Annotated in this window: 10 protein-coding genes; 3 read left to right on the top strand and 7 right to left on the bottom strand. The window is 73.2% G+C overall.

Annotated features, from left to right (window positions below; genetic code table 11):
• Positions 1 to 4: 4 nt before the first annotated feature.
• Positions 5 to 1,282, bottom strand: coding sequence for a hypothetical protein (locus tag J5Y10_RS23885; protein WP_209376639.1), 1,278 nt, complete (start codon positions 1,280 to 1,282; stop codon positions 5 to 7).
• Positions 1,283 to 1,661: 379 nt separating this feature from the next.
• On the opposite strand from J5Y10_RS23885, the gene J5Y10_RS23880 reads away from it, so the two are divergent.
• Positions 1,662 to 2,903, top strand: a complete 1,242-nt coding sequence (locus J5Y10_RS23880) for a D-alanyl-D-alanine carboxypeptidase family protein (RefSeq protein ID WP_209376638.1) — start codon at positions 1,662 to 1,664, stop codon at positions 2,901 to 2,903.
• A gap of 9 nt (positions 2,904 to 2,912) precedes the next feature.
• Here J5Y10_RS23880 and J5Y10_RS23875 read toward each other — a convergent pair whose 3' ends face one another.
• The 6 genes from J5Y10_RS23875 to J5Y10_RS23850 form a co-directional block, all read right to left on the bottom strand.
• Entirely contained in the window at positions 2,913 to 3,929 is a 1,017-nt protein-coding gene (locus J5Y10_RS23875) for a glycosyltransferase (protein ID WP_209376637.1), read from the bottom strand.
• A complete protein-coding gene (locus tag J5Y10_RS23870) occupies positions 3,926 to 4,948 on the bottom strand; it encodes a glycosyltransferase family 2 protein (protein ID WP_209376636.1) in 1,023 nt (340 codons plus the stop codon). Before J5Y10_RS23870 ends, J5Y10_RS23875 begins: the two co-directional genes overlap by 4 nt.
• 9 nt (positions 4,949 to 4,957) lie before the next feature.
• A complete protein-coding gene (locus tag J5Y10_RS23865; protein WP_245215032.1) occupies positions 4,958 to 6,076 on the bottom strand; it encodes a glycosyltransferase in 1,119 nt (372 codons plus the stop codon).
• A 151-nt stretch (positions 6,077 to 6,227) separates the two neighbouring features.
• Entirely contained in the window at positions 6,228 to 6,821 is a 594-nt protein-coding gene (locus J5Y10_RS23860) for a class I SAM-dependent DNA methyltransferase (protein ID WP_209376634.1), read from the bottom strand.
• Positions 6,818 to 7,579, bottom strand: coding sequence for a PIG-L deacetylase family protein (locus J5Y10_RS23855; protein WP_209376633.1), 762 nt, complete (start codon positions 7,577 to 7,579; stop codon positions 6,818 to 6,820). Before J5Y10_RS23855 ends, J5Y10_RS23860 begins: the two co-directional genes overlap by 4 nt.
• The gene (locus tag J5Y10_RS23850) at positions 7,576 to 8,652 is read right to left on the bottom strand and encodes an acyl-CoA dehydrogenase family protein (protein ID WP_245215031.1); all 1,077 of its coding nucleotides are present in this window, start codon (positions 8,650 to 8,652) and stop codon (positions 7,576 to 7,578) included. Before J5Y10_RS23850 ends, J5Y10_RS23855 begins: the two co-directional genes overlap by 4 nt.
• Positions 8,653 to 8,803: 151 nt before the next feature.
• On the opposite strand from J5Y10_RS23850, the gene mdoH reads away from it, so the two are divergent.
• The gene (gene mdoH / locus J5Y10_RS23845; RefSeq protein WP_209376632.1) at positions 8,804 to 10,531 is read left to right on the top strand and encodes a glucans biosynthesis glucosyltransferase MdoH; all 1,728 of its coding nucleotides are present in this window, start codon (positions 8,804 to 8,806) and stop codon (positions 10,529 to 10,531) included.
• A complete protein-coding gene (locus tag J5Y10_RS23840) occupies positions 10,528 to 11,499 on the top strand; it encodes a LysR family transcriptional regulator (protein WP_209376631.1) in 972 nt (323 codons plus the stop codon). The genes mdoH and J5Y10_RS23840 overlap by 4 nt, the downstream gene beginning before the upstream one ends.
• The last annotated feature ends 3 nt before the right edge of the window (positions 11,500 to 11,502 follow it).

The following is an 11,502-nucleotide window of genomic DNA, read 5'->3' as shown; positions in this document are numbered from 1 at the left end:
CGCTTCAGCCCCCGTCCTCGGCGGGCAGGGGAAGGCGGCGGAGCGTGAGCGCGAGGAGGGTGCCGGGCTCCCGCTCCGGCCCGCCCTCCTGCAACTCGGCCATGTCCGCGCGCAGCTCCAGCAGCTCCGGCAGGCCCTTCCGCTCGGGATCGCGGCCGAGCCACAGGATGCCGCCGTTCATCGGTTCCTCCGGCATGCCGTGCTCCCGCTCCAGATCCTCGCGCAGGAGGGCCGGGGTAGTGCCAGGCAGGAAACGCAGCCAGGTGACCTCGGACAGGCCGCCATCCCCGTCGCCCGCCGTGAAGGCGATGCAGGCGGCGTAGGAATCCTTCGGCGCGAGGGGGAGGTTGAAGGCGCGGATATCCGCGACGAGCCCGCGCGAGCAGCGCGGCGCATCGGCGGCGCCCTGCCGTGCTTCGCTGAAGAACCCGGAGGCCAGCGCCTGGGGATGACCCTGCAGCGCGAGCCGCCGTGCCTCCTCCGGTGGCATCCCGATGCGGATCCCGGTGAGCTCAGCCCCGAGCAGCGGCGGGAAGCCCGCCCGCCGCATGGCCGCCGCGGAACTGCGGGAGCCGACGGAAGCGAAGCTGTGCAGCGGCCGTCCCTCGCGCGTCTCGACGCGGGCGGAGGTAATCTCCGCCAGGACCGGCGTGTCCTTCAGCTCCGGCAGCGCGGGCACGGTGCCGGCGAAAACGAAGTCGATTACCAGAACGCCCGGCCCCGCCCAGTTGCCGAGCGATGCTAGCCCGGCATTCTGCAGCAGCGCGCCGGCGGCATGCGAATCCGCGGCGGGAATGGCGCGGATCGCGTCGGGGTTGCGGAAGCGCAGGGTGAAGCCGCGCTCCCCATCCGTTGCGTCCCGCATGGAGATGCCGCGGAACACGCCGGTGCGGAGCGGAATGCCGCCGCGCTCCGCGTCGTAGCCCAGCACGTCCGCGGCGGCGTGGATGCGGAAGGAGCGGTCGAGGTCGAAAGCGGCGAAGTTCGCGCGCAGCCGCCGCTCGGCGAGAACGAGGAGGTAGCGCCGCTCCCGCTCGGGATCGCGCGCGCGCTGCGGCGGGGGCGGGCGACTGTCCACCTCCGTTACCGCGAGGGCGCCGAAATCCGGTTCCGTGCCGCGCATCCGGTGATAGGCGAAGAGAATGTCCTGCTCGGACGGCGCCCTCGGTTCCACAGCCACCTCGGCCCGCGCAGGCGATGTCGTCCCGCGTGCGGGCGCATCCTTCACCAGTATGAGTTGAACGGGGATCAGCAGGGCGACGGCGAGACGGATCAGGCGCAAGCGCGGTGCTTCCACGAAAGGGCGGGGGAAGCGGACGCCGCGCGCCCGCGGGCGGAAGGATAGCGGCCATCCCCCATCCGGCAAGGCGCGCCGCGGGCTTGCGTTTTCTTGAGCGACGGACTTGCATGTGTGGGATTGACGCTGTCCTTCGGGACACACCTGCATCGTCCGTCACGGCGCATGACGGTGCGTGTCAGAAGGTATCTTTCCCCGACATCCTTCCTCGCGCGCTTCCTGGTGCCGCACCGGGGCGCCATGCTGCGCGCGGTCGCGGCGCATAGGGGTTCCGCGGCGCCGAACCGTCGGGCCGGGGGGCCTGGCGGAGACGAACCGCGCGGCCCGAGGCGGAGGCGGCCGTGCTGTTGGGGGATGTTCAGCCATGCCGCTTCTCAGCCGTGCCACGCGGTGCCGCCTGGCGCTTGCCGCGCTGCTCGCCGTGTCGCTTCTTGCCCCGGCCGCGCTCGCCTTGCCGTCGCGTGCGGAGCCGGGCGACAGGCGCTACGCCGCCTTCGTGCAGGATGCGGGAACGGGCGAGGTTCTGTTCGCGGTGGATGCGGACGCGCCGCGCTACCCGGCCTCGCTGACGAAGATGATGACGCTCTACCTTGCCTTCGAGGCGCTGGGGCGCGGCAAGATGACGGAGAGCACGCGCATCCGCGTCTCGCGACACGCCGCCAGCCGGCCGCCCTCCAAGCTCGGCCTGCGCGCGGGCTCCACGATCTCGGTCGGGGAGGCGATGATGGCGCTCGTCACGAAGTCGGCGAACGACGCGGCGGCGGCCTTGGGCGAGCATCTCGGCGGGAGCGAGGCCGGCTTCGCGCGGATGATGACGCGCAAGGCTCGCGCGCTGGGCATGGGCCGGACCACCTTCCGCAACGCATCCGGCCTGCCGGACCGTGGGCAGGTGACGACGGCGCGCGACATCGCGGTCCTCAGCCGCCGGCTGATCCGGGACTTCCCCGAGCGCTACGCCTATTTCAGCGCCTCCGGCTTCGACTGGCGCGGGCGCTACATCGGCAACCACAACCGCCTCCTCACCGCCTATGACGGCGCGGACGGGATCAAGACGGGATATATCGATGCCAGCGGGTTCAACCTGGCCGCCAGCGCCGTGCGCGACGGAAGACGGCTGGTGGCGGTGGTGTTCGGGGGCGCGAGCGGTGCCGCGCGGGACGCGCATGTCATGGCGCTGCTCGACCAGGGCTTCGACCAGATCGCCCCACCGCAGGGCGGCACGATGATGGCCTCGCGCGGCGGGCTGCGCTTCGTCGGCACCGCGCAGGCCGCGGCCATCGCGCCCGCGCTGCGGCCGCTGCCCCGTGTGGCGGCGCCGCGCCCGGTCGTTCGTGCGGCCGTGCCCCGCCCGCGGCCGCCCGCCGCGCGGAAGGCACCCGTGCCCGGCCGATGGGCGGTGCAGGTGGGCGCCTACGCGGATCGCGGGCCTGCACAGGCCGCGGCGCGGCGCGCGGCCGCAGGGGGCGGCACGGTGGATCTGCGGCGCGTGCGGGTGCGTAGCGGCTGGCTCTGGCGCGCGCGCGTGACCGGGCTTTCCCAGGACCGGGCACGCCGGGCCTGCCGCACGGCGCGAGGGCCCTGCATCGCGGTTGCGCCCGGCCAGTAAGGGCCGGGGCTAGGCTCCGTCGAACCGCGCCGCCACCTCGTCGATAAAGGCGGCGGTGCGCGCCATGGCCTGCGGATCGTGCAGCGCTGCGATGCGCGCGGGGTCCAGCGCGAGCGTTGCAGTGATCGCCTCCGGCCAGTCCTTCGGCCACTCCTCCCGCACCACCGCCGCGCCGAGGGCGGCGAGGCGGCGGGCCTTGGTTCCCTGCTCGTCGAAGGGCCGTGGCTCCGGCAGGCAGAGGAAGCGCTTGCCGAGGGCCGCGACCTCCGCCACCAGCCCGTCCCCTCCGCCGCCGACGACGAGATCGGCTTCTGCCAGAATGGCGCTCGCGTCGTCGCGCCATCCCAGCAGTTCCAGGTTGGGCGGCAGGTCGGCACGGCCGGTGACGGGGCCGAGGACGCGCCAGCGCTGGCCGGGAACGGCGCGTGCGGCAGCCGCCAGGGCGGATGCGTCACCGCCCGTGCCGCCGCGCCCGAAGGCGGCGACGATCCCACTGCCCGAGGAGGGCAGGGCACCGCTGCCGGAAAGGAAACCGGCGTGGAAGGTCTTCGCACGCGCCCAGTCCGGCGTGGCGGGATCCTCCAGCACGGCGGGGAAGGGGGCGATCAGGGCCTCGGCGGCGCGGAAGGCGGTGATGTGCGGCGCATCGTCCCGCGTGCCGGACAAGCGGAAGTAGAGGAAAGGCGTCGCGAGGAGGCGTGAGAGAACGGCCACCTCCACGGAGACGTCCACCACCATCAGGGCCGGGCGTTCCCGCGCGATCCATCCGGCGATGGCGGCGCCGCGGACGCGCATCCCCTCGTGGTGGATCGGCGCGTAGTGCAGGCCGGGCACGCCGGCCGGATCGCCGTGGCGCCCGTCGGCGCCGGCATCGTCGGGCAGAACGAGGACGGGGCAGGGTGCCTCGCGCGGCTCCGCCATGGTGCCGATCAGCGTCACGGGGTGGCGCATCTGCCGTGCCAGGGCAGCGGCACGGTGCCAGTGGCCCATGCCCTGATGGTGCACGTAGTAGCCGACGGGCCTCATCGCACCATCGCTTCCAGGTCGCGCGTGGCGCGGGCAATCTCGTGCCATTCCGGCGTCAGTGGCGGCAGGAGCGGTTCGGCGCGCTTGACGAAGGCGATCGCGTTCACGCTCTCCCGCGCCGTGCGGGCGAGGATGTCGGGATCGGCGCCGGCAATGCGCGCATCGGCGCGCGGCCAGGAATCGCGCAGGGCCCGGTTGCGCATGAACAGGGCCTGCCAGAAGGCAGCATCGGGCAGCAGGTGGGGCGCGCCGCTCTCCGCCATCTCGCGCCAGCGGCGGACCTCGCCGGCCATGCCGCCGGTGGCGCGGCCGTCCTCGCGCGCGGACACGGCGATCCAGACATCGGGCGGGTGGCGCAGGCGGCCGCCATTGCGCTCGATGGCCGTGACCAGCGCGTTGTCCTCGCCGGTGGGAATGGCGGGCACGCCGCCGGCGGCCTCGAAGGCCGCCAGCGTCACGGCGAGGCTGGCGCCGGTGTGGTCGCCGTGGCGCGGCGGCGGGTCATAGGGCAGCGGATCGATGGCATGGGCCAGGGCACGTACGGCTTCCCAGTATCGGGCCACGCGCGCCTGCGCGGCCTGCAGCCAGTCCGGCACAGCGGCACCGGGCTCCGGCGCGATGCGGATGGCGCCGCCCACGGCCTCAGCCCCGGCGGCGATGGCGGCGAGGTTGGCGGCGACCCAGTGCGGCGGCGGCTCGGAATCGGCATCCGTGCTCAGCAGCACGCCATCGGTAGCGCCGGCCTCGCGCAGCCACGCCGCGCCCCGCCCCATGGCCAGCCCGCGCGCCCCCCCGGCATGGGAACGATCCGGCGGCAGCACCGCCTCCTCCACGCGCAACTCCAGGGATGGCGCGGCCTCTCGGCGCGCGGCCTCGGCAGTGCCGTCCGTGCAGTTGTTCGCCAGCACCAGAACGCGCAGCGGCGCGGGGCCTTCCTGCGCCGCCAGGGCGCGCAGGAGGCGAGGAAGCCGCTCCGCCTCGTTCCGCGCGGGAATGCAGACGACGAGGGCGGGACTCAAGCGGGATTCCTACCTTGCGGCCATGGCCCCTGCCGCGGCGGCGCGGGCGATCTCCCGATGGTACAGCGCCTCGTAGTGGTCGACCATGCGGTGCATGTCGCAGTTCGCCGCCGCACGCGCCCGGCAGGCGGCGCGGGAGAGGGCGGCGGCGCGGGGGATGCAGTCCGCCAGCGCATCCACGTCATCGGGCGGGGCGAGGCAGCCCGTCTTCTCATTCGTCAGTTCGGGCAGGGCGCCGCGCGCGAAGCCGGCGATGGGCGTGCCGCAGGCCAGCGCCTCCGCGACCACAAGCCCGTAGGGCTCGTCGAAGCGCGGGGTGATGAGCGCGACGGAGGCGCGCGCGACCTCGACCGCCAGCTCGCGGTGGTTCAGGTGGCCGAGATAGGTGACGTCCTCGCCCAGCAGAGGCACGATCTTCTCATGCCAGAAGGCGAGGTTGCTGATGGGGCCGGCGAAGCGCAGCGGGATGCCGGCACGACGCGCGGCGCGGATCGCCAGGTCCGTGCCCTTCTCCGGCACGATGCGGCCGGACCAGATGGCGTGCGGCCCGGTGCCGGGATGGGCGGCGGGATGGGCCGGCGCCCCGGTGCGCGCGGCGAAGAGGTCGAGGTCGATGCCGTTGCAGATCACCTCGTCCACGGTCACCACATCTTTCCACATCGCCTTCACGGCCTGGGAGACGGCGACGAAGCGCATGTCCGGCCGCGTGCATTCCAGCACGCCGTTCTCCAGCTCCATGAAGGGCGGCGTATGGAAGACCGTGAGCATCGGCGCCTTGACGCGGCGCGCGGCGGTCAGGGGCAGGTAGTGCAGGGCGTTGTTGTGCACGATGTCGAAGCCGCCGGCCGCCACGTCGTCCATCATGGCGTCGTAGGCGCGGTGCTCGGCGAACTCCGTCGCCTCCGCCTCCCGGTCATCCGTCGGCGTGCCGGTGGGCGGGCCGTAGGTGCGCAGGTTCAAGGCCGCGTCCGACCTCTCGCTGGCGAAGAGCGTCACGTCGTGGCCGCGTGCCTTCAGCAGGCGCGCGAGCATGTGCGTGTACATCTCCAGCCCGCCCGGGAAGGGCTCCGCGATAGGGTATTTCAGGTGAGAGACGACCGCGATCCTGAGCGATGTGGCAGCCGTCAACGTCATCTCTCCGATAGGCCGCGATGGGCCGTTGCTCAGCGCTATGTCGCGCTTGAATGTGGCGGGAATAAGCGTGCCGGAAGGCCCGCGCACCGAATATGCAAGCGAATGATCCGGCCCCGGCGTTGCCGCGCGACAGGTAAATTCGGTGTCACGCGCGCCGCAGCACGTCGAGCCGGTACTGCTCCTCGCGACGTGCCGAGACAGGCTGCAGCGCGGCGCCGGCATGCGAGAGGAATCCCCCCACCGCCTCGTCGCCCGTCTGCGGGAAGGGCGGATCCGCGGGTGGCAACCAGTGCACCAGCACCACGTCGCCGCCCGGGCGCAGCGCGCGCAAAGCCTGCTCCGTCACCCTGCGGAGATCGGCGGGGTTGAGGAAGTAGAGCACCTCGGAGAGCAGGATGAGGTCGAAGCTCTCGCCCTCCGGCCAGTCCGCCGGGACGTGGGCGCGGCGGATCTCCACCCAGGGCATCTCGGCCACGTTGTCCCGCGCCTCCGCCAGCGGCGCCTCGGCCGCATCAACCGAGAGCAGCCGCGCGCAGCGGGGCGCGAGGAGGCGGGTGAGCACGCCGATGGAGCAGCCCAGCTCGAAGGCGCTCTCGTAGCGCTCGCGCGGCAGGGCGTTGAGGGTTGCCGCGTATTTTTCCCGCTCGTAGGGCGAAGTCCTGAAACGCCAGGGATCCGGGTCCTTCGCGTAGAACTCCTCGAAGAACTGCGGGCCAAAGCTCTCGCCGGGCGGCTTCACGCGACCTCCTCCAGATAGACCTCGAAGGGCCGCATCAGCACGGAGAGCACGGCGGGTGAGAGGATAAAGCCAAAAGGATCGTCCTCGATCAGCCGCGTCACTTGGCTCCGATGCGCCATCACCGCGCGCCGCTTCGCCGCCATCTGCGCGGAGACGTCCAGCCGCATCCCGCGCGGCGGCGCCGGCACCTCCACCGGCGCAATCGGCGCCATGGCGGGATAGAGGTGGCGCCAGCTCCAGACGGGATAGCCCAGCAGCCGCAGCCCCGCGCGGCGCGAAGCCTCCTTCGCGATGGCCCAGGTCGCCTCGTGGTCCTTATGCGGATCCAGGTCGATCGTGGCGGCGATCGTGCCCAGCCCGATTGCGGCGCCGATCACCGCCTCCACCGCGTTCTCGAAGGCAACCGCGTTTCCTGACGGGGTTTCGGCCCTGGGCACGTCGCCATCCGGCAGGTTGAGGAAAATCGGCGGCGGGACGCCGAGCGCCCGCATTGCCTCCACGGCCTCCCGCCGCCGCAGCTCGCGCAGCACGGGGGCGGGATGGGTGCGGGAATTCGGGTGCGATCCCGCGCCGTCCGACATCACCACCACGCGCGCCGGGCGGCCCGCCGCAGCCAGCGCGGCCAGCAGCCCGCCGCAGCCCAGGGATTCATCGTCGGGGTGCGGTGCCAGCACCAGCACGCCGCCTTCCGGGACTAGCGTGTTCAAGGGAACCAGCGGCAGCGCCTCGGCCTCCCGCAGGAAGTCGCCGGCCCTCACGGCCACATGTCGCCCACGGCCTCGCCGAAGGCCAGCCCGGCGGCCGCGCCCGCCACCAGCGCGCGGTCCGGTGCGGGCTGGCGCAGATAGGTGGCGAGGTCACGCATCATCCGCTCCACCGGGTTGGCGCGGGTGAAGGCCTGCAGGCCGATGGAGCGTTGCGCCAGTTCCAGCACGTCCAGCGCCGCCCGCTCCACCGCGCCGCGCGCGAGATCGACATAGGCAATGATCCGCGCGGGCTCGGCCACCTCCTCCTCCACCATCCGGGCGGCGTTCAACACCCAGAGGCGGGCCGTCTCGGCTGCCGTCAGAACCGCGCCGAAGCGGGCCGCCTGGTGCGGGTCGGCGCCACGGCCCGTGCGGATGTGGTGCTCGCGCAGCGCCGCGGCCACCGCCTCCACCCCGCCGAGATGCACGGCCAGGAAGCGCCAGGCGCCGCCAGAGAAGCCGGGCTGGCGCATGTAGGCGTCGGGCTCGCCGAGCACGATCTCCTCCGTGGCGGGGATGCCGTCCATCATCACCGTGCCGGTGGCGGAGGCGCGCATGCCCGTCACGCGCCACTCGGAACTTTCCGCGCGGTCCGTCCCGCGCTCCAGTGGCACCAGCAGCATCTGCTGCGGGCCCTCGCCGCCATGGCGGCCCGTCACGAGGGCGCGCTCCACCAGCCCGGCGCCGGAGCAGAGCACCTTCCCTCCGCGCAGAACCCCCTCCGCATCGATTCGCAGGTCGATCCCCGGCCGCTCCGTGTTCCAGACACCGAAAAGACGGCCGTCCCGCGCGGCGGCGGCTGCGGCGGCGTGCTGGGCGGGGGTGCCGTGCTCCGCCACCAGCCGTATCGCGTTGACATGGCCCTCATAGAGCCGGCCCAACGGCAGGCTCGCCCGGCCCACCAGCCGAAGCGCCTCGAAGACCGATTCGGCCCCGGCGGGTTCGCTGCCCCAGCCCCGGCCGCCCAGCGCGCGGGGCAGGGGGGCTGTCAGCAACCCGGCTTCCGCCAGCGCAGCAACATCCGCCTCCGGCAGGGCGGAATCCATGCTGTCCAGCGCCGCCGCGCGGCTTGCGATGGCCGGCATGACGGCACGGAGCCGAGAGAGGACAGCCTCGTCCGCCGCGGGGGGGGCGAGTGCGCTGGTAAGGGTGAGGGCATCCATAACGTGCGATAAGGTGCTCACGGTTTGCAGTTGCGCAAGCTACTCTGATCCCATCCCATTTCCGTGAGTGATCGTGAATCCGACGCACCGGGAGCGCCCCGCGCTCCGCCGCGCGCTCTTCCTGCTGCTCTGCCTTGTCGTTGCCCTGCCGCTGGCGGCGCTGCTCTGGCGGGTGCTGCTTCCCGGCGGCTGGACGGGGTGGGAGGCGGCGATCGCCGCCCTCTACCTGGGAACCTTGCCCTGGACGGCGATCTGTGTGGCGAACGCCGCGATCGGCCTGTTTCTTCTGCTGCGGGAGCCGGATGCGCCGGCCTTCCTGGTGCCGCAGGTGGCCGCGCCGCGCATCGGGCCGCCCCTGCGCACCGCCATTGCCGTCTGCATCCGCAACGAGGCCATGGAGGGCGTGCTGCCCCCCCTGGGGCGGCTGCTGGATGGGCTGGCGGCGGCGGGGCAGGGAGGACGTTTCACCCTGTGGTTCCTCTCGGACACCGCGGACGCGGCGCATGCGGCGGCGGAGGCGGCGGCGGTCGCCGCATTCGCCGCCGCCAGCCCGATTTCCGTGCGCTACCGCCGTCGGGCAGGCAATACCGGCTTCAAGGCGGGGAATGTGATGGAGTTCCTGGACCATCACGCCGGCGATCATGACCTAGCCCTGATGCTGGACGCGGATTCCGAGATGTCGGCGGCCGCCGTGCTGCGGCTGGTGCGGGGGATGGAGGCCGATCCGGGCTTGGCGCTGATCCAGCAGCTCATCGCCGGCCGCCCGGCGGCGCGCGCCTTCCCCCGCCTGTTCCAGTTCGGGATGCGTGCGGGAATGCGGGCCTGGGCCACGGGGCAGGGCTGGTGGCAGCTGGATGACGGTCCCTACTGGGGCCACAACGCCGTGCTGCGGATTGCACCTTTCCGGGCGCACGCGCGGCTCGCGCCCCTGCCGGACGGCTCCTCCATCCTTTCCCACGACCAGGTGGAGGCGGTGCGCCTGCACGCCGCCGGCTGGCGCGTGCGCTGCCTGCCCTCCGAGGATGGCAGCCTGGAGGGCAATCCCCCCGCCCTGCCGGAGTTCCTGGCGCGGGACGTGCGCTGGGGGGCGGGGAACATGCAGTACCGCCACCTGATCCTGCGGCCGGGCCTGACCCTCATGGGGCGGTGGCAGTTGGCGCAGGCCATGCTGCTCTTCCTCTGCGCGCCGCTCTGGCTGGGGATGCTGCTGGCGGCGGCGGCGAATGCCGCGACGGGCGGCGGGGCGGGGACGCCCATGGGGGCGCTGGCGGCGCTGCTGGCCCTCACCTGGGCCGCCAACGCAGCGCCGAAGCTGATGGGCTATGCGGAGCTGCTGATGCGGCGGGAGCGCGCCGCCCTCTATGGCGGGCGCCGGGCGGTGCTGCGCGGAGCGGGGGCGGAAATCCTCTTCTCCCTGCTGGTGGAGCCGGTCAGCCTTCTCAACAAGAGCCTTGCCCTGGGCCGGCTGGCCCTCGGTGGCCGGGGCGGCTGGGCGCCGCAGAACCGGGCGGATCGCGGCGTGGCCTGGCGGGACGCGGCGCGGCTGCTTTGGCCGCACACGCTGATCGGGCTGGGCTGCACCGCGGCACTGGCCTCGGCCTCCGGGACGGCGCTGCTGCTCGGCCTTCCCTTCCTGGCGGGGCCGGTGCTGGCGGTGCCGCTCTGCGTGCTCACGGCCTCACCCGGGCTCTCCGCCCTGCTCGTCCGGCACCGCATCGCCGCCACGCCGGAGGAACTGGCGGCCTTGGCGTCCGGGCCCGCCCGCGCCAAGGATGGGGCCCAGGGGGATCACCGGGCATGAAGGACCTGTCGCAGCTCGACCTCAACCTGCTGCGCGTCTTCGACGCGGTGGCGCGGGAGCGGCATGTCACCCGCGCGGCGTCGCGGTTGAACCTCTCCCAGCCCGCCGTCTCCAACGCGCTGAACCGGCTGCGGGGGGCCCTGGGGGACGAGCTGTTCCTGCGCGCACCCCAGGGGGTGGAGCCCACCAGCCTCGCGCTCGCCCTGATGCAGCCGGTGGCGGAGGTGCTGGACCGGCTGCAGGAGACCCTGGCCGCCACCGCCCCCTTCGACCCAGCGACGAGCGACCGCGTCTTCACCCTCGCCTTCTCGGAATATGCGGAGGCGATCCTGGCGCCCCCGCTCTTCGCGCGCCTGGCGAAGGAGGCGCCGGGCATCCTGGTGGCCATCCGCCACGCGGACCGCACCAATGCCAATGCCTTGCTGGAAGGGGACGAGGCGCAGCTGGCGGTGGCCATGCTGGCGGAGCCCACCGCCCTCTACACCCGGCTGCGGCTGCTGCCGGAGGCCTTCATGATCCTCGTCCGCCCCGGGCACCCGCTGCTGGATGGGCCGCTGAGCCTGGAGCGCTACACCGCCTTCCCGCACCTGCTGCACTCGCCCAACGGCTCGCGGGACGGGGCGATGGACCGTATCCTGCGGGACCTCGGCCACTCCCGGCGGCTGGGCGCGGTGGTCGCCCATCTCTCCGCTGTGCCGAGCATCCTGCTGGGGACGGACATGGTGATGACCCTGTCCTCCCGCCTGGCGCGGCAGCTTTCCGCCGCGAACGGGCTGGCGATGCTGCCCCTGCCGGAGGCAGCGGCCGCGGCGACGCAGCACACCCGCCTTTCCATGATCTTCCACCGGCGCTTCGAGGCCGACCAGGGCCATGCCTGGCTGCGGCGCCTGCTGCTGACCCTGGCGCGGGAAGTGGTGGAGGACTGCCCGGCCGACGGGAAGGAGGGAAGCCGGGCGGTGGCGGACTAGGCG

It is taken from the genome of Roseomonas indoligenes (genome assembly GCF_017813365.1).
Classification (GTDB): Bacteria; Pseudomonadota; Alphaproteobacteria; order Acetobacterales; family Acetobacteraceae; genus Roseomonas; species Roseomonas indoligenes.
The sequence above is the reverse complement of the archived record's forward strand: the minus strand, read 5'-3'. Positions and strand labels throughout refer to the sequence as shown.